Source organism: Clostridia bacterium (assembly GCA_017410375.1).
Taxonomy (GTDB): Bacteria; Bacillota; Clostridia; order RGIG6154; family RGIG6154; genus RGIG6154.
Genome location: JAFQQW010000011.1, coordinates 1 through 21,992, shown reverse-complemented (window position 1 = coordinate 21,992; position 21,992 = coordinate 1). Strand labels below are relative to the sequence as shown.

General features: G+C 40.6%; 16 protein-coding genes. 11 read left to right on the top strand and 5 right to left on the bottom strand.

Going from position 1 to position 21,992, the window contains the following annotated elements; all coding sequences use genetic code 11:
* Positions 1 to 1,080, bottom strand: a 1,080-nt coding sequence (locus IJE10_01305) for a hypothetical protein (protein MBQ2966741.1), incomplete at its 3' end; no start/stop codon positions are given.
* A 12-nt stretch (positions 1,081 to 1,092) separates the two neighbouring features.
* On the bottom strand, positions 1,093 to 2,490 hold the full coding sequence (locus IJE10_01300) for an MFS transporter (GenBank protein MBQ2966740.1): 1,398 nt from the start codon (positions 2,488 to 2,490) through the stop codon (positions 1,093 to 1,095).
* A gap of 184 nt (positions 2,491 to 2,674) precedes the next feature.
* Between IJE10_01300 and IJE10_01295 the strand changes: the two genes are divergently transcribed.
* Positions 2,675 to 3,544 carry an AraC family transcriptional regulator gene (locus IJE10_01295; protein ID MBQ2966739.1) on the top strand — a complete coding sequence of 290 codons (870 nt, stop codon included), beginning with the start codon at positions 2,675 to 2,677 and terminating at the stop codon, positions 3,542 to 3,544.
* A 40-nt stretch (positions 3,545 to 3,584) separates the two neighbouring features.
* Here IJE10_01295 and IJE10_01290 read toward each other — a convergent pair whose 3' ends face one another.
* Positions 3,585 to 7,280, bottom strand: a complete 3,696-nt coding sequence (locus IJE10_01290) for a hypothetical protein (protein MBQ2966738.1) — start codon at positions 7,278 to 7,280, stop codon at positions 3,585 to 3,587.
* Positions 7,281 to 7,438: 158 nt separating this feature from the next.
* On the opposite strand from IJE10_01290, the gene IJE10_01285 reads away from it, so the two are divergent.
* Positions 7,439 to 8,248, top strand: a complete 810-nt coding sequence (locus IJE10_01285) for a sugar phosphate isomerase/epimerase (GenBank protein MBQ2966737.1) — start codon at positions 7,439 to 7,441, stop codon at positions 8,246 to 8,248.
* Between the two features lie 35 nt (positions 8,249 to 8,283).
* Here the strand turns inward: IJE10_01285 and IJE10_01280 are convergent, their stop codons facing one another.
* Positions 8,284 to 9,501 carry an SGNH/GDSL hydrolase family protein gene (locus IJE10_01280; GenBank protein MBQ2966736.1) on the bottom strand — a complete coding sequence of 406 codons (1,218 nt, stop codon included), beginning with the start codon at positions 9,499 to 9,501 and terminating at the stop codon, positions 8,284 to 8,286.
* Positions 9,502 to 9,702: 201 nt separating this feature from the next.
* On the opposite strand from IJE10_01280, the gene IJE10_01275 reads away from it, so the two are divergent.
* The 3 genes from IJE10_01275 to IJE10_01265 are packed head-to-tail and all read left to right on the top strand — an operon-like array spanning position 9,703 to position 14,350.
* Positions 9,703 to 10,461 carry a helix-turn-helix transcriptional regulator gene (locus IJE10_01275; protein MBQ2966735.1) on the top strand — a complete coding sequence of 253 codons (759 nt, stop codon included), beginning with the start codon at positions 9,703 to 9,705 and terminating at the stop codon, positions 10,459 to 10,461.
* A 19-nt stretch (positions 10,462 to 10,480) separates the two neighbouring features.
* Complete coding sequence (locus tag IJE10_01270) at positions 10,481 to 13,372, top strand: S-layer homology domain-containing protein (GenBank protein ID MBQ2966734.1); 2,892 nt, start codon at positions 10,481 to 10,483, stop codon at positions 13,370 to 13,372.
* 12 nt (positions 13,373 to 13,384) lie between these two features.
* Positions 13,385 to 14,350 (top strand): alpha-L-fucosidase, encoded by a 966-nt coding sequence (locus IJE10_01265; GenBank protein MBQ2966733.1) that lies wholly within the window; start codon positions 13,385 to 13,387, stop codon positions 14,348 to 14,350.
* A gap of 391 nt (positions 14,351 to 14,741) precedes the next feature.
* Here IJE10_01265 and IJE10_01260 read toward each other — a convergent pair whose 3' ends face one another.
* Positions 14,742 to 15,503, bottom strand: coding sequence for a helix-turn-helix transcriptional regulator (locus IJE10_01260; protein ID MBQ2966732.1), 762 nt, complete (start codon positions 15,501 to 15,503; stop codon positions 14,742 to 14,744).
* A 145-nt stretch (positions 15,504 to 15,648) separates the two neighbouring features.
* Between IJE10_01260 and IJE10_01255 the strand changes: the two genes are divergently transcribed.
* The 6 genes from IJE10_01255 (at position 15,649) to IJE10_01230 (ending at position 21,847) form a co-directional block, all read left to right on the top strand.
* Positions 15,649 to 16,341 carry a hypothetical protein gene (locus IJE10_01255; protein ID MBQ2966731.1) on the top strand — a complete coding sequence of 231 codons (693 nt, stop codon included), beginning with the start codon at positions 15,649 to 15,651 and terminating at the stop codon, positions 16,339 to 16,341.
* Entirely contained in the window at positions 16,342 to 17,418 is a 1,077-nt protein-coding gene (locus IJE10_01250; protein ID MBQ2966730.1) for a Gfo/Idh/MocA family oxidoreductase, read from the top strand.
* Between the two features lie 127 nt (positions 17,419 to 17,545).
* Positions 17,546 to 18,388: a sulfide/dihydroorotate dehydrogenase-like FAD/NAD-binding protein gene (locus tag IJE10_01245; protein ID MBQ2966729.1), complete on the top strand. Its 843-nt coding sequence runs from the start codon at positions 17,546 to 17,548 to the stop codon at positions 18,386 to 18,388.
* On the top strand, positions 18,389 to 19,783 hold the full coding sequence (gene gltA, locus IJE10_01240) for an NADPH-dependent glutamate synthase (protein MBQ2966728.1): 1,395 nt from the start codon (positions 18,389 to 18,391) through the stop codon (positions 19,781 to 19,783).
* A gap of 17 nt (positions 19,784 to 19,800) precedes the next feature.
* Entirely contained in the window at positions 19,801 to 20,724 is a 924-nt protein-coding gene (locus IJE10_01235) for an AEC family transporter (protein MBQ2966727.1), read from the top strand.
* 76 nt (positions 20,725 to 20,800) lie between these two features.
* Positions 20,801 to 21,847, top strand: a complete 1,047-nt coding sequence (locus IJE10_01230) for a hypothetical protein (protein ID MBQ2966726.1) — start codon at positions 20,801 to 20,803, stop codon at positions 21,845 to 21,847.
* The last annotated feature ends 145 nt before the right edge of the window (positions 21,848 to 21,992 follow it).

The following is a 21,992-nucleotide window of genomic DNA, read 5'->3' as shown; positions in this document are numbered from 1 at the left end:
GATACCAAACTTATCACAGAGCATATAAAATTCAGGGCTGTTAGGATAGTGTGAGGTTCTTACAGCGTTGACATTCAATTCTTTCATAAGATGAATGTCTTTTGCCATATCCTCAAGGCTGACAGTTGCAGCAGTTTCACAATTAAAGTCGTGTCGGTTAACGCCTTTAAGTTTTACGGGTTCGCCATTGATTTTAAATACAGGACCGTCAATGGTTACCTCTCTGAAACCAATGCTTTCAATTATTTTTTCTGTTCTTGTGTGAAGCTCAACTGTGTAAAGATTAGGTTCTTCTGCACTCCATAACCTAACATTTGGAACAACAATATCAGTGCTTACATCTTTTGGAACTAATGTGGATTTTCCATTGATTGCAACCCTGATATCAACAGGACTTTCATTATGAAATGTCAGAATGCCATTAGAACCATCAATCGTTGTGTCAATTTTGTAGTCAGTAATGTGATTTTTCGGGCGTGTAAGCAAATACACATTTCTGAATATACCGGAAAAACGGAACTTATCCTGACATTCAAGATATGTAGATATACACCATTTTAATACAAGTACATCTATTGTATTTTCACCGTTAACTGCAAGTTCTGTAATGTCGAATTCGCTTGTTGCATGGGAAATCTGAGAATATCCTTTAAGTTGTCCGTTAATATATAAATAGAAACTGCTATCAACGCCTTCAAAATTGATGTAATACTTTTCGCTTGCCTTTTTATTCAGATAAAAGGTTCTGCGATAATGCCAACACGGATTCTCGTATGGCAGATGTGGAAGCATAACCGGGAAAGGATAGCGTGTATTAAGATACTGAATGTGGTCATATCCATGCATCTGAACACAAGCAGGAACCGGAATGGATTCTGTAAGCTGTTCATTAACCTCAAAATCGTCAACATGATTATGCTGTTTTATTTGCCACATACCATCAAGCGAAGTGAAACGTGAGCTTGATGTTTTATCCAAAATGCTGTGCTTTGTTCCAACAACATCATTTGGTGCAAACGGGATGTAATAACTACGGTGCGGTGTTGTGCCAATTCTTTCAAATTTTTCAAATTCACGCATTGTAGCCACCTCTTATATATTACCGTAAACAGTTCTTGTTTTTTCGATATTCTTTTCTTCCATAAGCTTTTTATTTGCTTTTTCTACATTAAGACGAGAAAGAAGCAACATTACAATACCACAGAGAATTGTAGGTGCCCATAAGTAAAGGAAGTGGAGCATACCGATTGTAGCTTCTGTTTGAACAGCGGCATTTTCAATATATCCTGCAGCATCCAAGAGCCATCCGCAAATTGCGGTTCCTAATGCACCGCCAATTTTTAGACCAAGAGATGAGCAGGAGTACATCATACCGTCAAGACGATGTCCGGTTTTCATTGTTGTATATTCAGAACAAGATGCAATAAGTGCATTAAGGTCACCCTGAAGAGGTGCAATACCGATCGTTGCAAGTGCAGTAAAACCGAGCATAAGAGAGATACTACCAAAGTAAGCAGAAGCCATAACGCCAAGTCTTCCAATCGTTGCAACAACATATCCAATAATGTTCAGTTTATACATTCCGCCCATTTTTTCAATGATAAAAGGTAATACCAAAAGCATTGCTACCATTGGGATGTTTATGGCAAGGGCAAAATCACCGAAAAGATCTTCATTACCCAAGATATACTTCATATAATAGATACCCATGCCCAATAAAGCAGTATAGAGCTGTGTAAAAATGTATGTTATACAGATGATAACATAGTATTTGTTTTTGAGAAGAAGCTTAAAAGATTTAAGAAATGTAAGCTTATGTTCTTCAGCTCTTTCTTTTTCCATTCCTTCGTCTGCTTCAGGAAGTTCTTTAACAGAAAAAACGGAGATAGTGTTGACAATAAGACCGATTATTGCATAGATGATTGCAACAATTCTCCAACCTTCAGCTCCACCACCGAACCAACCTACTGCATCTATTGTAATATACTGAATAAGCATACTTGTTCCAAATGCAAAAATAAATCTGATAGAACCGAGCTGTACACGTTCGCTCGTGTTCTTTGTTATCAATGCAGTAAGTGATGCGTATGCAATGTTATTTGCTGTAAAAAATACTGCATTTAAAAGTGTGTAAGAGATAAAGAAGAAAATATACTGTGCGGTTTTGCCCCAACTTGTCGGAACTGCAAAACAAGCAACAAGAGCAATGGCGCAGCCTATGTAAGGCCACAACATCCACGGACGTGCTTTACCCATCTTTGTGTGTGTTTTGTCAATCATTCTTCCAAAAAAGAAGTCTGTAACACCATCGAATACTTTGGATAATGCAATAAGCGTTCCAACCACACCCATACTTAAACCGATTGTGTCAGTCAGGTAGAACATCACGAAAGCAGTTAAAAGTGCATATACAACATTTCCTGCCACATCTCCCGAACCATAACCTATCTTATGATACCATTTTAAATACTTTGTTTCTTCCTTTTTCATAATATCGCTCCTTTATATAAAATTTTTGCCAATCTTTTGCTGTTGTCTAAATTATATCATTGCTGGTCATTGATTACAATAAAGTAAATCAACAAAAATATGCACAAAATCACGATAATGTATTGAAAAATAGAAAGATTTGGTGTATAATATACACATAATCCCAAAAGTAGGAGGAAGACACATGTATATAAATGTGGCTTATATAGATGATGAAAATCCAAATTTAGAGGACCTATCAGTACCTCTTAGAATAAACAATTGCGGATATTATAGGGTTCACACCACACCTGTAATAGAAACACCTCACCCGGAAGGAAGAAATGATTATCAACTATTATACATTGCTCATGGTAAGGGACATTTTTATTTCAAAAACACCGGGGAAGAAACAATAGTACAAAAAGGAAATATGATTTTATTTCGACCGGGAGAACCGCAGGTGTATTATTACTATGCTTCAGATAAGACAGAAGTGTATTGGGTGCATTTTACAGGTTCTGAAGTTGAGAAATATCTTGCCCACTATGAACTCCCTAAAGATGAAAATGTATTTTTTACCGGAGTGTCTCCGGATTATCCGTGGATATTCAATCAAATTATAAGAGAGCTTCAGCTCCAGCGTGTAAATTATGAGGAAATGCTGAGAATTTTACTAAGACATGTTTTATTGGCTATCAACAGATTTGTAAAAGAGGGAAAACAAAATAAAAGTGATTTGGTGAATGAAATAGAAAGAGCAGCACATTATTTTGAGGAGAATTATAATAAGGAAATATCTATTGAACAGTATGCACAGGAACATCTTATGACAGTCAACAGATTCATTATCAGTTTCAAAAACATAATGAAAATGACACCGATGCAATATATAATGTCGCTTAGGATAACCGCTGCAAAAGGATATTTTGACAGCACGAATAAAAATGTTACAGAGGTTTCCTCTGCTGTTGGATATGATAATTCGTTGTATTTTAGCCGAGTTTTTAAAAAATATACCGGATATTCTCCAAGTGAATACAAGAAAATTAAGTCAAGTGATTATCATATATAATGAAAAAGCCATTTGACAGTTAAGTCAAATGGCTTTTGGTTTATTTTACAATTGTTTTTCCGGTTGTAAAATCATATTTGTGCATATAAGGTTTTATGGAGTTTAAGTCGCTCCAGACATACACAACAAAATGATCTCCCATATCGTTTTCAGTTAAAACAATAGGGTCATCAGTTTTGGTGCTGATATTAACGGGTGAGCTTGTGGTGCTTGAAGCGGAGATGCTTGTGTTTACAACCTTTGCGATACGTTTGAAATTGTTGTTGCTGTCATACAACGTAAAAATTAAGGTTAAGGGCACATCTACACCTGAATCGTTACCCATTTTGAAAAATGCAAAGCAATTACCTGTCTGCGTAATTTTTGTGTTGTTTGCAGCACCCCAGCCGGAGATGGTTGGATTTCCGGTTGCAGAAACGGTTGTGCCGTGCGTTGTGGTTGTTGTTAAAATCACAGGCACCTCTTCTTTAATGTAACTTGCACTTAGTGTGCATTCTTCAGATGTACCAACTTTTGTAGAATTCTTATCATACAATTCGACTTTGTATTTAAAGTTTTTGGAAGAATCTGATACCGGAATGCTGAACTCAAACGGGAAGGTTAAATCGGTTTCTGCTTTCCAACTCTCGCCGCCGATGGAGTAGCGGATAATCATTCTGGAAATGCCGTTGTCTGCATCAACTGATGTGGGTCTGTAGGTAGAGTACACATGAACGTTATAGCTGTCGGGCGAAATTTGAACCACGTTGCCGATTACGTCATTCTCGTTTATCACAGAGGATTTTACATGACTGTTGCTTGTATCAGTTAAATCTGTACCATACATCTTCGCAAATCCGGGAGCTTCTACATTGGCGTTAAATGCAATGGCAACGGTGGTTTTTGGCGGTACGGTAACCGTTGTTGCTTTGTTTTCAATAACTTTGGTTGCATTTGCGGCACCGCTTGTGTAAGTAATAGAGTTTACGCGACTTGCCATATTAACTTCATCCCCGAACGTAACATTGGTGGTTACAGATTCGTCAGACGCATTTGTAAATACAAATGCCGCTCTTCCATCCTTGCGTGCACCGAACCAGTCGATTTGCTTGTTATCAACGGTGATAAGCCCCTTCTTCATCCAGAGCCACATATCTTTTTCGTTGAAAATTTTTCCGGGTGCAAAGCCGTAATGACGAGAACTGTAATAATGATACCCTTGGCTTCGGACAGAGGGGAAATCTACCAACTTATCCGACCATGCATATGCTTGTGAAATCAGGAAATCCTGAAGCATACTGATCATAACAGGGATATGATGATAGTAAATTTGCGTTGTATCGGGTCCTGTGTACGGGAAATTCTTTTGTTGCTGATAGGTGGAATACTCGGTCAGATAGTAACTGGGGTAGTTTGCAAATCTGCCTACAAGTGCGTTTCTTGCAAAGGTTTCCAGCATTTCATCGCCGGTAAGTTCTGCGATACGCATCAAATCCGGTGCCCAGGTAGACATGATGATGTTTCCGCTGTAATATGCAAAAGTAGTCGTTTGTTCAATACCAAGACCAACTCGTGAAACAGTCCAGGCAGGAACGGTGGTTGCGGTTTGTCCAGGGGCAGTAGAATTCCATTTTGCAATATAGCCGGTGTTAGCATTCCATGCATCATCCGCTTCGCCTAAACGGAATCGGGTGTCACCGTGCCACCACATCTGGTTTGCGGTATTGCCCTTTTGTATCTGATTAATATAACTTGCTTTGGCAGAATCGATAACATAGTTTTCATCTTCTTCAGGCATATATGTGGACCAGAGGGTGGTAATCAGACGTCTTGCAGATTCCTGTGCGGCGTCTAAATATTTTTGTTCCTTGGTTTCTTCGTAAAGCTCGAGCAGACAATGGATGTTCGGCATAAAATCTTTGAAAATAAACAACTGGTCGTTAGGAACGTTGTGGGCACCGTTTGCAACTTGTGCATCGGTGTAGTTGAGATTGACTCTTCGGTCAACGTACCAACCGCCGTGTGTTTTGGCACGGGAAAGCTGTTTTTCTGCTGTTTCATCATCTGTGTCGGGCTTGTTTAATGCAAGTGCTCTGGATTGCCACAGATATTCCGACGGATTTTTTACGCCGCTTTGACTTGCTTTAGATATGTAAGTGCCGTTTAAACGGATTGCGGCTAAGTACTGATAGTAGGGCATCATACCCATCGTCATTTTATATGCGCCATAATAAGAAGAATTGCCAATGCCTTCTGTGCCTTCTTTGTCAGCCGGAAATCCCATTGCGGTGTAGCCCGTAGACAAAGTGTCCGAGTTTGCTAACAGTGCATTTACCATGTGCGCAGGCGAACCATAGCCATGTGCTGTTCCTACATTGTCCATGCGGCCGTAAGCGTTGTAGATTGCAGATGAACGTGACAAAATGAACTCCATGGACGGAATGGTTCTTTCGTTTAAAATAGTATTATCTTCAGTCAAAAGATACAACTGCATATAGGAAAGGGGATCTGCATCTGACACAACATTTCTGCCTTCCATGTTATAATGGGCTTTACCGTCGTCGCTCCAGCCACCGTAAAAATCATCCATAGCTAAATCTGTCATGTTAAAAATGGTGTCGGTCATGGACGCGTAATAATTGTCTCTGTAGTCGGTCACGTTCAGATAATCGGTAAGCACTCTTTTGTAATTGTCGTACCAGCTTGAAATGGCAGGCTCGGATACCGTTACCATGGGGCGATAAGTGATTCTGTAAACACCGTCAACAATAAAATTACTGTCTGCTGTGCCCATAATCGGCGCAAAAGCACCGGGCTGCACATTTCCGTCTTTGCCTCTGATGGACAGACCGTAATTGGATTGTGCCGCGGTAGAATCTACAGTTTTATAGGTAAAATTATCATCATAATAGCCGTAATACGCATTGCTCTTTACCCAACGCATCGTTTTGGCGGAAGCATCACCTTCCGAGACAATGGATTTAGGATCAACAAAAATACCGTAGGTCACATCCTTGTTTGCAATTTTGGTACCTGTGTTGGTGGTAACCTGCGAAACACTTGCTGTTGAATATGCTTCAGATACGAGGTAGCAATCGGTCGGCAAACCTTTTTCGCTGTAACGGAAAGGAACCTGAATAAATTTCATGCTGTCTTTTGAAAAGGATTTAGGCGAAGTGAACATACCAAAGCTGTAATAACCTGTTTTTTTCACAGATATGGTAAGATCAACTTTGGGGTCTTTGTCGTTTTGTGTCATATACCAGATAGCTGTGATTTTTGCAAAGTCATTTTCACCGGTCATGGTGACTTTGTTGGTTCCAATGGTCATATCTGACATAGTAACCCATGAAGGATAACCGCCAGCAAAAACGTTTGCGGTGCTAAATGATTGCGCATTGTAACTGCCGACAAATTTGGGATAGTTTTCATTTGTTCCGCCATACCAGTTTTGTGGCGTAGTGGAGGTGGCATACATGACCAAAAAACCAAGACCGTCTGTGTAATCATCTACAGCGACACCGTTTACGGTTGTTTGACGCTGAATATAAGATTTGCCATCAGAAGCGGTAATTTTTTTGAACGTAACGGCTGTTCCGTTTCCTGTCAAAGTCGCAGTTGAAACAGCTGTTTTGTCTTCCTGACCGTAAGCGGGGAAGTTAAGCTCGTTTTCGTAAGTGTATGCGACTGTTGATACACATAAAAATGTCATGCATATCAGTAACACGATAAGAAATGCACAAGAAAATTTTCTCATATTCCATCAACCTTTCTTTTTTCCTATTTTAATAATATCATTTTTGGATGTGAAAATCAATTGCTAAAACTATATTTTACTTATCTTAAAATATATTTAAAGATTGACTTTAAAAGGTTAAAATGATATACTGAAAAAAACCGAAAGGAGTGCATTTTATGGATTATGGAATCAATTTAGGATACGTCACAAAAAAACTTAGCGCGCAGAAAGCGATAGAAATGATTGCCAAAGCGGGATTTAAAGCATTAGACTATACGCCGCCGGTAAAAGAGCACAACTGGCACGATTCAATGACAGAGACGTTAGAATGTGCGCAGAAAAACGGTTTGTATATTGCGCAGACGCACGGACCGTTTAATCGGTATGGCAGCTACGGAAACAATCACCTTGAGGCAATCGATCGTGCGTATCGTGCAACGGTTGAATTAGGTGCAAAATATATGGTGGTACATGGCGATGAATATCCTGCGAATATGCCCTTTGATGCAGAAATTGCTTTAAAACATAATCACGATTTATATCTTCCTTATGTAAAACAAGCGGAAAAAGATGGTGTGAAAATCGCTTTTGAGACAGTTTTTGAGGACGGTAAGCCGATCCGCAGATTTTGTTCAAAATCCGATGAGCTGAAAGCTTTGATTGAATCGTTTAACAGTCCTTCGGCTGTTTGTTGCTGGGATTTCGGTCACGCCTATGCTGAATTTGGGGACAAGCATGTGGAAGAACTTAAAAAACTCATACAATACGTTGAATGTACACATGTCCATGACAACCACGGTGCTGATTATCACGAAATGCCTTTTATGGGGAATACAGATTGGGATTCGTGCGTTAAAATTATGAAAGAGGCTGGTTATAACGGTGTTTTTTGTTTGGAATATGTGTATGGAAATATGCCCGAATTTGTAATGGAAAAGTATTTAAAGCTTTCTGTCGAAGTGTGTGACTATATGTGGAATCAATAACAAAACACCTTGCGATTTGCAAGGTGTTTTTGTTATTATATCGATTTGATTTTACAAAGGACGCCTGCAAGAGCATCTCCCATCTGTTTATAACCGGAAATATTGGGATGAACCCAGTTGGCCTGGTGGAATACAGGTAAAACAGAATACAGATTAGCAGGGCTGTGGTCGGTATCAAAGCCTGCTAAGGGGTCGCAAACTGCGTTCATGGGGCAAAGATAAATACCTTCGCTTTCACGGTTGTCGTAGACTTCAAGCAGAGCATTTGCATATTGCTTCATATTATACTCGTATTGCTTGACAGTGCCGACACATCCCATTGTTTTTCCCCAACAGTACTGGTCTGCACCACAGATCGGGAGACAGATTACAATGGTTTTTACATACTTTTGAATGTCGTCCAGCATTTCCTGCTGATAAATCAGCATTTTTTGAATCTCTTCTGCTGTTTTTTCATATGCTACGGTTTGTAAATCGTTTGCGGCGAATAAAAAGGTCACAACATCCGGTGTTTCGATGTTAAACCGTTCCTGATACTTTTTAAAATCAAAATTAAAAACAGGATTTTCGTCTACAACTTTATAAGAATCATTTTCAAACAAACATAGTTTTTTATCTTTTAAGCAGTACATGCCTTCCTGAATCGGAGCATATTTAAAACCCACATTGGTATAGTGATTCGGGTTGTCCCGGACGTCCTCCCAGTAGCTTATGTCTCCATAGTACAATTTCCCCGGAATGTTTTCGGGAAACAGAAATGGGGAAGTAAACCAACCTTGGTTTGCATAAATGTGTCGATAGCTGTAAAGTTTTAATCCGCCACGCCCCTCATGATTTACATATTTGCAATGCCTTGTGCCGAGAGTTTTAATATTTTCGGCTTTGGATATTGCTTGCAACTCATATTCTTCTGCCTGTGTCATACTGTCACCAATGCACAAAAGAGACATTTCTTTAGAACGACGTTCTGTGATTTCAACGGTAATGCTTTTTTTAGCCAGCAATTCTCCGTACAGGTAGACTGAAAGTGTAAGCGGAAAGTTTTTGGGACATGTGTCAAAATTGGTAATTCTCCAGCATCTGCCGAGATTCATACCAAAAGGACAGTCGATTTTAACATCGTATTCCTGTTTGTACGGATACAAAATGTTTTCATAATAAACCGAGTACTCTTCAATATTGGTTATAAGGTCCTGGTTTCTTTTGCTTCTTAAAATATAAATGGTGTTTGGTAGTAAAATCAACGGATTCAATAGTATCACTCCTTTTCAAATATATTATCACTTAAGTGTTCTGCTTGTCAACAATTAAAATTCTGCATTCCTATCTTTTTAATGTTCAAAATAAACTTTTTTAGAAAAACTATTTATTTTTTTGCTCTTTTATGTTATTGTTAATAAAGGGAAAGTTATATTTTTTCAATTTTACTCAAAGTTAAGATTGGGGTGAGGCATTTGGCAGAGAAAGTTATGGTCTGGTCGGCAGGCAACATTGAAACGTGGCATGATTCGAGAATGCTGCCCCAGAATGTAAACCGATTGCATTGCTACAAATGCAAAGGACTTATCTATATTGATAATGGCATGCATATACAAATCAAGCCAAATCATATTTATCTGTTTCCGCAAAACTTAGAGTTTAATCCACAGTTTTTGCCCGGCACAATCGTAAATCATGAATGGATTGATTTTGTATCTGTTCCGTTGGTGTTCGGTGAGCATGTGATAGAAGTTCCGCCCGAGCAGGACACGCCTGCTGCAAATGCATTGCGTTTTTGTATGTCTCTGGGCAGAAAATGTCATGATAACAACAAGAGTTCCAAATACATTCATTTGCTTGAATCTGCAATTGAGATTGCCATGCGGTGCGTGAGCATGGAATATCCGGTCACATTAGCCGGAAGCGTTCGTATCAATAATGCTCTTGAGTTCATTCACTTGAATTACATGCAAGAAATTACTCTGGAGATGCTCGCTGAAAAGGCTTATTGTGCTAAAAACTACTTTGTTCGGCTTTTTAAAAAAGAAATCGGTATTACGCCGTATCAATACATCAAAAATTACAGAATGGGTGTTGCGACCGACTTGCTTTACCGCGGTTATACAATAAAAGAAGTGGCTAAACGCATTGGCTTTTCTGATGCGTATGCATTTTCTGCGGCATTCCGTAAATTTTTTGGTATCTATCCGTCCACATATCTCAAAACAGTTTAAAAATAGAAAGGTGAGAACAATGAAAAAAAGTATTGCAGTTTTGCTTTGTATATGTATGCTTTTAGCATCTGTGCAGATTGTATTTGCAAGCAAAACCACAGACCAAACATTTACAACTAAAGAAATGAAAGGTGAAATTGTGATTCCTGTAACGGAAACGGCAGGAAACTGGGGTGAATCCGCCACTTTGAAAAATTATGACGGCTCTCCTCATAAATGGACTGCCACAAACGGTTCGTCCATGACTTATCAGATAAACGATATAAAGGCAGGCAAGTATGAAGTTTTTTACTGGACACTTCCGCATGTTAATAATAAAGCTTATATTGATTTTATCGTTTCCCATAACGGTAAGCAGGACGTAGCAAGAGTTTATCAAAAGCTTGATGAGGGTGAAGAACAAACTCCCGGATGGGTTTCTATGGGCGTATATGATTTTTCCGGGACAGGAGACGAAAAGGTGCATTATACATTGGTGGACGGAAGTAATATTCGCGCCACTTCTATCAAACTCGTGCCTTCGAACAAAGAAATTACGGTAAACACGTACATACCCAAAGAGAAACCCGAAGAAAAGATAGAAGAAGAGGGAGTAAAATCCACCTTGCTTACCAATATCACCGTAGAACCGCAGGGAACCTGTTATTTTAACAACGACTGGGGAATGAGTGGTTCTATATCGGGTCCGATGGTTAATTACCCCAAAACTCTTTGGGCGGCAAATGCGGATGAGAATGTAACCCTGGAATACCGCCCTGAATTGAGTGCTGTCGGTGATATCCGTGTTTCGGTGTATTTGCTCTACTGGCATGAAAACCAGAATCCGCAAGTAAAATACGAGGTTTATCACAATGGTAAAGTCGATACGGTTATTTTAGACCCCACAAAACTTACCGAAAGTAAATGGGTTACTTTGGGTACATTCGATTTTGCAGGCAATCCGGATGAAGAATATGTAAAGCTGGTTTGCGTGCCGAACGCGGACCCGAAAGTAAATACAAGAGCATCTACTATGGCGTTTGAAATTTTAAACAGCGCAAAAGCAGATGTGTGGCAGACTGTTTATGTAACTCCGAAAAACGATACCGAAGCCCTTTTAAGCGCAGAAAAACAATCTATGGCTTCGCTGGATAAATTCGATGACATGGTCGGGCATTGGGCAAATTATGATGTGGAATTTATGGCAAACGAAGGTCTTGTTTCGGGTGTAGCAGATAATCTGTTCAATCCCGAAGCACAAATTACACGCGCAGAATATGTAACCATTCTGGATCGCGCAATGGGTTTTGAATTGATAAAAGGCGAATCTTACGCCGATGTTGCGCATGATGCCTGGTATGCATCCTATGTTGCAACTGCCAAGGCAAACGGACTTTTAAACGGCTTGCCGACCGATGAAGGTTTCAAGCCTGAACAACCCATTACCCGTGAGGAAATGGCACTTTTCACTTACAATGCGATTCAAAAAATCGGCAAAAATGACGAATGGCTGAATTCTTTGCCGGATGATTATGCAAAATTCAAAGACACTGCATCTGTATCTGATTGGGCAGAAGATGCATTACAATATTTAATCAAAACAGGTATTATCAAAGGTACATCCGAAACAACAGTGTCTGCCTTGGAAAATGCTACCAGAGCACAAGGTGCAGTGATTTTAAAACGTTTTATGCAGATGTTTGTATGGGCAGGACCGCCAACAAATGAGGCGTGGACACTTACCTTTAACGATGAATTTTCAGGTGATGCCATGGACTGGGATACCTGGAAATCCGATGCTTCTGCACCGGGACATATTCTTTCGTCCAGATGGCCCGAAAATGCCGAAGTGCATGACGGAAATCTCTATCTTGTAAACCGTAGAGAAGAGCGCGCAGGAAAAAGCTGGACATCGGGGTCGGTATGGGTTAAACCGGAGGTTTTCCGTCAGGCGTACGGTTACTGGGAAGCAAGATATAAAATTTCTGCCGCATCGGGCGTAAACAATTCATTCTGGATGATTACAAACAGCAAGCAGGTAACCGATACGAAACAACAGTTCGAACTGGACGTAAACGAAGGGCATTATCCCAATAAAGTCAATACCAACTACCATTCCTGGTTTACGGGCGACAGAATTCAGTATTCTGAAACCTATAAATCACAGTACGATTTATCTGCAGATTATCACACCTATGCTCTTGAATGGAATCCGGATAAACTGATTTATTACTTTGACGGCAAAGTGATTTCTGAAAAGAAAAACGAAAACGCATCCATTCCGCTGTTTCCGTATTTTTCTACCGCTATCATCAACTGGGGCGGTGCGCCGGACGACAACACCGACGGCTCGGCACAGGTTATTGACTATGTCCGCATCTGGCAGAGAGCGGAAGACGCTAAAAATCCTGAACTTACCGTTTACAATCAGCCATTGCCCGGGTCTGAAGAAACGGAAGAGGTTGTTGAATCTGAAATTCCGCAGGTTTCTATGGCGGACCAGAAAATTGATAATGAAGAGTATGCAGGTGAAACGATTATTCGTCCCGTGGTGGATGAAACCCTTTGGGGCCAGTCTCCGACCGTTCCAAACTATGACGGTAAATCTCATTACTGGCTTAAAAAACCGGGAGCAGAAGCATTGTTCCCACTCGAAAATATAAAAGACGGCAAATATAAGGTTTATTACTGGCGTATTCCGCATACCGTAAATGCACCGCAGGCTGACATTTATTTCAGAAGCGGAACCGAAGAAGTATTGGTCGGTTCTGCGGCAATGAAGATTGCAGACGGAGAAACCGTTGAGCCGGGCTGGGTTTTGATTCACGATTCTTTTGAAATCAAAAATACCAAGGAAGCGACACTTGTTTACAAATGCACAGCGAACGGAACAGGACGTGCTTCGGCGATTAAACTTGTTCCTGTAAAATAAGTGAGGTTTAAAATGAATAACAAAGAATGGTTTAAACAGGCAAAATTCGGTCTTATGATTCATTGGGGGTTATATTCCTTGTTGGCAGGTGAATGGCGTGGCAAGCGAACCAACTACTACAGCGAATGGATTCAGTCCAAATTTCAGATTCCGAAAGCCGAATACGAAAAATTGGCAGAGATTTTTAACCCAATCTATTTTGATGCGGACGAATGGGTAAAACTTGCAAAAGACGCAGGGGCACAATATTTAGTGGTAACGAGTAAGCATCACGAGGGCTTTTGCTTGTTTAAAACCGCATACAATAACTTTAATGTTGTGGACGGAACACCTTTTAAACGTGACGTTATTCAAGAATTGGCAGAAGCGTGTAAACGCCATGACATGAAACTGGGGCTTTATTATTCCCAGGATTTGGATTGGCACGAGCCGAATGGTGGTTTCAGCCGCGTAGGGGAGACCAATAAGGGATTGTCCTGGAGTAACAACTGGGATTTCCCGGATGAAAGCAAGAAAGAATATGAACAGTGTTTCAGAGCAAAGATTTTGCCGCAGGTTAAAGAAATTTTAACTAAGTACGGTGATTTGTGCCTGATTTGGTTTGATACGCCTCGCGGAATCAACGAGGCACAAAGCAAAGAGCTTTTTGATTTGGTTAAATCTTTACAACCGGACTGCTTGGTAAATACCAGAATCGGTAACGGTCTCGGGGATTACGTTTCTCTTAAAGACCACGAAATTCCGGATGAATACATGACGGATATCTTAGCTGAATCGCCCGGTACATTAAATAAAACCTGGGGATTTAACTACTTTGACACAAATTGGAAAAGTGCAGATGAGGTTATTCGTTTAAAAGAACACTTAAATGAGCGTGGTATCAACTATCTATTAAATGTCGGCCCTGATCATTTGGGAAGAATTCCGGTGCCTGCTGTTGAGATTTTACGCGAAGTGGGCATGAAAATTAAAAAATAAGTAAAAGACGTTTGCAATAGTTTTGCAAACGTCTCAGCGTGTCGATAAACCTATCGACACGCTGTAGACTTAAGAAAAAGGAAGTTATATTTTGACAATTTGAATTCGTCGGCGTACAAAGGTACGGTAGAGTTCAAATTGGCAAAAAGCAAGCAATGGAGCGGAATCCTCGATGGATTCCGCTCCATTTAACATCAGTTCGTTCCTTAAGATTCTTTAGGGGTGCTGTCCAAATCTTTGATTTGGCTAACAGTCCCCTATGCAACAGTGTTCCGAATCTCTGATTCGGGCAACGCCACTGCCACTTCACTTCGTTCAGAATGTCATTGCTTGCGGTAGAACGACTTTTTCGACGGTCTGAGACGTTTGCAATGGTTTTGCAAACGTCTTTTTATTTGTTTGGAATCAAATGAGAGGGAGATTTTCCCGTTTCTTTTTTTATAAAGGCACTGAAATAGTGAATGTTTTTAAATCCGCATTTTTCCGAAGCTTCGGATACGGTATAGTAGCCGGAGCTTAAAAGCTCTGTAGCAAGTTCCAATTTTAGCATATTGATATAGTGACGAGGGGAAACCGAAAGTTTTTCCCGGAACATTTTCCGAAAATACGTACCGCTCATAGCACTCATTTTAGCAAGCATTTCAACAGATAACTCCGGGGCGGTAAAATGTTCGTGGATATAATCAACCGCTTCATTCAGCTTGTCCTGATAACCGGTGTACTTATTCTTCATATATTCCTGTTCGATGTGCATTAAAATACGGTAGAAAATGGACTTGCATTCGTATATATAGCCGGGTTGCTTTTTGCTCCACACTTTGTGCAATTCCTCAAATTTACGTTTAAAATAGGAGGGATTATCCGGTGAAAACAGCTGTATGTCTGTCGGCAACGGTGTATCGGACTCAAAATGCAGAACAAAAAGATGTTCCAAACAGCTGTCAATGGTGTAACGACAGTATGCAGGAGCAAACAAAATATCTCCGGTTTTAGCGTGAGTTACCTTTCCGTTGTGTTTAAAATTGGCATTCCCGTCAATGCGAAATGATAAAGCGTGGTAAGGACGAACGCCTGCATCCGAATTGTTAAAGCCGTGTTTTAACTCTAATGAGGAAAGTAAATTCACGTTTATGTCATTTGTTTTGAAAAACATAAATATCACCGAATTTAATTTTAACAGTTTTACGTAACAGTGTCAATATGTGGTTTTGAAAAATGTAAAAAGTGTGTTGAAAATCGCATTTATATTGTAAGGCCCTTTGTGTTATACTTTAACCAAAATAAAAGGAGGGTATTTCATGCAGAACTTACAGCAAAAACTGGATTTCTTATTAGAAAAATATTCTGTTGACGTTAAGGCGGAGCTGAAAAACGAAGCGGTTGTTATGAACGGTACAGATATTCCGCTTTTGGCACACCGTCAGGAAAGACGCTTTATCGAAATGAAGAATATGGTAAACAATGGTACACTTCAAGGCGTAAGTGTTATGCGTACCGCACATATCACCGCTAAGGACAAGGATTTATACGCCGCACTCTATAAAGAGTTTGATTTGTGTCAGTTCATATTACAAAGAAAAATCAGGTCGGTCATGGCAGTAAAAAATGAAGTTGCATTAAATGTGATAGCAACTACCGAAGATGGTGTTGTGTGTACACTAGAGCTTGCAGCAACCTTACCTTCAGGTTTGACGGTTAAAGATAAGCACGAGGTCATTTCACAGAGGGGCATTGCCTGCGACATTGTGGTAGATGCACAGCTGAAGCAGGATTCTGTGTACATATTCGGTGAAAAAAATCTTGCTTTTACCGATGTGGATTTTGAGCTTTACGGCTTATCAACTGATGAAATTGCGTTGGTCAGAAGCGCATTTGTGATTGCAAGAGACAACTCTGTATCCGAAATGCTTGCGACAGATGAAAACTTGAATGCTCTTGTGATGTTAGCACAAAAATCGGCTGAAAGTGGAGAAAGAGAGGTGCTTTTTTAAATGAAACCTTTAAAAATTGCCATGATGTCCATGACCCACGGACATACCAGAAAATACTATCAGGTTTTAAAAGAAAATCCAAAGCTTGAATGGGTTGCAGTAAGTACCGCAAACGAAACGGTTAAAGAGATATTTTTAAATAGTGTGGATGGAATTCCGTGTTATGATTCGGAAATCGAAATGCTAAATACACATCCTGAAATTGAAGCGGTTGTGCTGGCAAGCGAAAACAGCGACCACCTTCGTCAGATGAAGCTTTGTGCAGAGCGGGGTATACATATTCTTTCTATGAAAATTCCGACCTTTGATATGGCTGAATATGATGAAATGATTGAAATCGTAGAAAAAAACAATCTTGTATGCCAGATTGAGCTTGAAATGCATTATAACCCTGTCATTGCCCGCATGAAAGAAACTTTGAAAAACGGCGACATCGGCAAAATAAAATCCTTTAATGCCACAAACATTACACTTTCGCCTGTATGGGCGTTTCCCTGGCAGGGCGTGCCTGAAAAAAGCTACGGCAAGCGTGTGCAGATCAAAGAGGGAGATACTCGTTTCAGAGGCGGTGCACTTTGTGACCATCCGCATATCTTTGATATGATTCGTCACATGACGGGAAGTGATTTTGAAAGCGTTTATGCTGAAGTTGCCCCCAATATCCGACCAGACTTGGAAGAAGAGGACATGCTTTCGGTTATTGGCAAAATGAAAGACGGCACAATCTTTTCTTTAGACCCATCCTGGTCAAAAATGGAAGAAAGACTAAAAGTTCCGGGACCCGGTTGGGAGGTATTCCCGAAACGAATGGAAGTAAACATCACCATCAATGGTGAAAAGGGAAGTATGATGGCAGATTGCTTTGGACCTAATGTTTATCACAATGGCTGCCCGAATGACAGATACACCGTGCAGTATACCTATTTTGACGAATGGGTTGGCTTGATTGATGAATTTGTAGACAACATCCGCAACCACAAAACTCCGCTCATTAACTTAAAATGGCATAAACGTACCATTGAAGCAATGAACGCGGTTTACGAAAGCATTACATCAGGCAAATCTGTACATTTTTGATGTAAAAGAATGTTCTTTTATATTTGAAAATCCGCATGATTCATGCGGGTTTTCTTTTTAAACTCTTGCTATTTTTTAAGTTTTGTGTTATAATATTTTTTATTCTGATATCCGAAAGGAAATGACTATGTACAAAATTGTTAAAAAGAAGGAATTGAATCCGACAGTTACCTTAATGGAAATTGAAGCACCGGCTGTAGCAAAAAAAGCAGAGCCGGGGCAGTTTATTATACTTCGCGTAGATGAAAACGGTGAACGTATACCGCTTACCGTAGCAGATTTTGACCGCAAAAAAGGAACGGTAACCATTATCTTTCAGATTGTCGGTGCAACAACCGAAAAGCTGAATCAGAAACAGCAGGGCGAATCCATTCAGGATTTCGTGGGGCCTTTAGGTAAGGCAACCGAAACGGAAGGTATTAAAAAGGTTGCAATCATCGGTGGTGGCGTAGGCTGTGCCATTGCATTTCCGGTTGCCAAAAAGCTATTTGAGCAGGGCGCGGAGGTGCACGCCATTGTGGGTTTCCGCAATAAGGATTTGGTAATTTTAGAAGACGAATTTAAGAATAACAGCTCTAAATATATTCTGATGACCGATGACGGTACAGCAGGCGAGCAGGGGCTTGTGACCGATGCACTTAAAAAGCTTATCGAAAGCGGTGAACAGTACGATGAAGTAATTACCATCGGACCTTTAATCATGATGAAATTTGTGTGCAAGCTCACCAAAGAATACGGCATCAAAACGGTTGCCAGCATGAATCCCATTATGATAGATGGTACCGGTATGTGTGGTGGTTGCAGATTAACGGTTGGCGGTAAGACTAAATTTGCGTGTGTGGACGGTCCTGAATTTGACGGGCATGAAATCGATTTTGACGAAGCCATTGACAGAGCTTCCATGTATAAGAAATTTGAAAGAAACAAGCATGATGAAGTTTGCAACTTGTTCCGTCAGGAGGTGAAATAAATGCCAAACATGTCTTTGCATAAAAATGAAATGCCGGTACAGGATGCCATTGAAAGAGGTAAGAATTTTAATGAGGTTGCACTCGGTTACACAGCAGCACAGGCTATGGATGAAGCAGAACGCTGTTTGCAATGTAAACACAAGCCGTGTGTAAGTGGTTGCCCTGTTCGGATTAACATCACCGGATTTATCGGTCAGGTGGCAAAAGGTAACTTTGAAGAGGCATACGAAATTTTGTCTCAATCCAGTGCATTGCCTGCGGTTTGCGGCAGAGTTTGCCCGCAGGAAAACCAGTGTGAAGGTAAATGCGTTCGTGGTCTTAAGGGCGAGCCGGTTGCAATTGGTCGATTAGAACGCTTTGTGGCAGACTGGCATAACGCGCATGCAAAGGGGATAATGCAATTGCCTGCACCAAACGGACACAAGGTTGCGGTGATTGGTTCAGGTCCTGCAGGACTCACCTGCGCCGGTGACCTCGCCAGAATGGGCTATGCGGTAACGGTTTTTGAGGCGTTGCATACCCCGGGTGGCGTTTTGGTATATGGCATTCCCGAATTTCGTCTTCCAAAAGAAATTGTAGCAAAAGAAATAGACGGCTTAAAGTCTATGGGTGTTACGTTTGCTACGAACACTGTTGTCGGCAGAACCATTTCCATTGACGAGCTGATGGATGAAGAAGGCTATGAAGCAGTCTTTATCGGTTCAGGTGCAGGCTTGCCGAAATTTATGAATATTCCGGGTGAAAATTTAAAGGGCGTTTATTCCGCCAATGAATTTTTAACCCGTGTAAACTTAATGAAGGCATATCTTGAAGACAGCGATACACCCATCCGCAGAGGCAAGAAAGTTGCGGTTATCGGTGGCGGTAATGTAGCGATGGATGCGGCAAGAAGCGCGCTTCGCTTAGGTGCAGAGGAGGTTTCTATCGTATACCGTCGTTCTTTAGCTGAACTTCCTGCCAGAAACGAAGAGGTTGAACATGCCTTTGAAGAGGGCATTAAATTTAAATTACTCACAAATCCTGTTGAAATGCTGGGTGATGAGGACGGCTTTGTAAAGGGGTTAAAATGTGTGGAAATGGAATTGAGCGATCCGGATGCATCCGGCAGACGAAAACCCGTTGAAAAGACAAACAGCGAATTTGTTTTGGAATGCGACTGTGTGGTTGTATCTATAGGTACATCTCCGAATCCATTGATTAAATCCACTACCGAGGGTTTAGAAACGGAAAGCTGGGGCGGTATCATCGCGGATGAAAAAACGGGACAAACCTCGCGCAAAGGAGTCTTTGCAGGTGGTGACGCGGTAACCGGTGCGGCAACTGTAATCCTTGCCATGGGTGCAGGTAAAAATGCGGCAGAAGCCATTGACAAATACATTCAAGGTAAGGAATAATCCGGAGAAGGTTTTTTATGATTTCAACGTTATTATTGTATAAAATTCTGCAACTGGCTCTGGTTATGTTGCTGGGGTTCATGCTTGTAAAATTAAGACTTATAAAAACCGAAGACAGTACAGCACTTTCCAAGATATCGCTTTATCTTCTGATGCCTGCCGCTATTTTAAATGCTTTTGATGTGGAAAGAACACAAGAAATTACGAAAGGTTTAATACTTGCTTTTGCTGTGGCAATCGTTGTTCATATTCTTTTGCTGATTTTTGACAGAATCTACTTAAAGCTTTTTAAAGGAACAAGCACAGAACGCGCATCTATCATTTACTCTAATGCGGCAAATCTGATTATTCCGATTGTGTCATATGTACTCGGCGAGGAATGGGTCATATACAGTTGTGCCTTCATGTCTGTCCAGCTGATATTTTTGTGGACACATGGCATACAGATTTTTTCCTCGTCCGAGAAAATTAGTTTCAGGAAAATCCTTTTAAATGTGAATCTGATTGCCATCGTAATCGGTGGGCTGCTGATGTTTTTCGGCATACGCTTACCGAAATTTGCAAAAGAGGTAACCTCTTCGCTCGGCAGTATGATCGGTACTGTCGGCATGCTGATTGCAGGCATTCTGGCAGCAAATGTTGACTTTAAAAAGATGCTTAAAAATAAAAGGCTGTATCTGGTTTTGTTTATGCGGATGTTGGTTTGTCCGTTTTTGGTGCTTTTACTTATAAAAATAATTCGTGCAAACATTGATATTGTAAATGCAGATAAAATTTTACTGATATCTCTTTTGGCGGCAATTACACCTACAGCTGCAACCATCATGCAATTTGCTCAAATTTATAAAAAAGATGCGGATTTTGCAACAGCGGTTAACATTGTAACCACGTTGGTTTGCATTTTTTCCATGCCTCTGTTTGTGCTATTGTATCAGATTTAGTTTTTTGCTTTAAAATGCTTGCTTTTCAAATAAATTTATGCTACAATGAGTGCGACGAAAGGAACGGTGATTTAAAATGCTTAAAAAAATGTTGCTTGGAAGAAAATTACCCGGATTTTTAGAACGGGAAGAAATGCTTGAAATTCTGCAGAGAGAAGAATATGGCTACTTACCGCCAAAGCCGGATAAAATTTCTTTTGAAACAGAAGATGTTAAAGGGGCGTACCATTTTTGTGCAGGCAAAGCGGTGCTTAAAAAGATATGGATTATCACCGAAATAAAAGGCAAGGAATTTCGTTTCCCTGCGTATTCGGTTATACCCACAAAAGAAGGTCCGCATCCTTTCTTTGTGCACATTAATTTCAGACCGGACGTGCCGGATAAATATATGCCCACCGAAGAAATTGTCGATAACGGATTTGCGACCCTTTCGTTTGGATATAATGATGTAACAACCGATGACAATGATTTTACAAACGGTTTTGCCGGTGTTTTATATCCGGATGGCATTCGAAAAAATCCCACAGACCCGGGGAAAATTGCTATGTGGGCATGGGCAGCACATCGCCTGATGGATTATGCAGAAACAAATCCCTTGCTTGATGCATCCAAAGCGTTTGTGTGTGGTCATTCCAGACTCGGAAAAACCGCGCTTTTAGCAGCCGCGACCGATACCCGTTTTGCACTCGCATATTCCAACGATTCAGGTTGCAGCGGAGCTGCCATTACTCGGGACAAGGTTGGCGAAGACGTATTTGAAATCACAAAGAGATTTCCGTACTGGTTCTGTGAAAATTACTGGAAATATCAGAATTTAGAGCATAAAATGCCCTTTGATCAGCATTTTCTGATGGCATCTGTTGCACCGCGTAACATTTATGTAGCAAGCGCAGTAGAAGATACCTGGGCTGATCCGAGTTCTGAATTCTTAAACTGTGTTCTGACAAGTGAAGTTTTTGAAAGTCAGGGACATAAAGGGTTTGTACATCACAACCGATTGCCGGAAGGCGGCGAGGTGTACCACGATGGCGATATCGGCTATCATCTGCGCGAAGGGCAGCACTATTTCAGCCGTGAAGATTGGAATAAAGCAATGGAATACATTAAAAAGACACTTTTATAAGTGTCTTTCAGCGTGTCGATAAACCTATCGACACGCTGTAGACTTAAGAAAAAGGAAGTTATATTTTGTCAATTTGAATTCGTCGGCGTACAGAGGTACGGTAGAGTTCAAATTGACAAAAAGCAAGCAATGGAGCGGAATCCTC

Coding starts and splice junctions, on each gene's coding strand:
- IJE10_01245 (MBQ2966729.1), top strand. CDS start 17,546: ATGTACAAAATTGTTAAAAAGAAGGAATTGAATCCGACAGTTACCTTA.
- IJE10_01265 (MBQ2966733.1), top strand. CDS start 13,385: ATGAATAACAAAGAATGGTTTAAACAGGCAAAATTCGGTCTTATGATT.
- IJE10_01255 (MBQ2966731.1), top strand. CDS start 15,649: ATGCAGAACTTACAGCAAAAACTGGATTTCTTATTAGAAAAATATTCT.
- IJE10_01235 (MBQ2966727.1), top strand. CDS start 19,801: ATGATTTCAACGTTATTATTGTATAAAATTCTGCAACTGGCTCTGGTT.
- gltA (MBQ2966728.1), top strand. CDS start 18,389: ATGCCAAACATGTCTTTGCATAAAAATGAAATGCCGGTACAGGATGCC.
- IJE10_01270 (MBQ2966734.1), top strand. CDS start 10,481: ATGAAAAAAAGTATTGCAGTTTTGCTTTGTATATGTATGCTTTTAGCA.
- IJE10_01230 (MBQ2966726.1), top strand. CDS start 20,801: ATGCTTAAAAAAATGTTGCTTGGAAGAAAATTACCCGGATTTTTAGAA.
- IJE10_01260 (MBQ2966732.1), bottom strand. CDS start 15,503: ATGTTTTTCAAAACAAATGACATAAACGTGAATTTACTTTCCTCATTA.
- IJE10_01295 (MBQ2966739.1), top strand. CDS start 2,675: ATGTATATAAATGTGGCTTATATAGATGATGAAAATCCAAATTTAGAG.
- IJE10_01300 (MBQ2966740.1), bottom strand. CDS start 2,490: ATGAAAAAGGAAGAAACAAAGTATTTAAAATGGTATCATAAGATAGGT.
- IJE10_01250 (MBQ2966730.1), top strand. CDS start 16,342: ATGAAACCTTTAAAAATTGCCATGATGTCCATGACCCACGGACATACC.
- IJE10_01285 (MBQ2966737.1), top strand. CDS start 7,439: ATGGATTATGGAATCAATTTAGGATACGTCACAAAAAAACTTAGCGCG.
- IJE10_01290 (MBQ2966738.1), bottom strand. CDS start 7,280: ATGAGAAAATTTTCTTGTGCATTTCTTATCGTGTTACTGATATGCATG.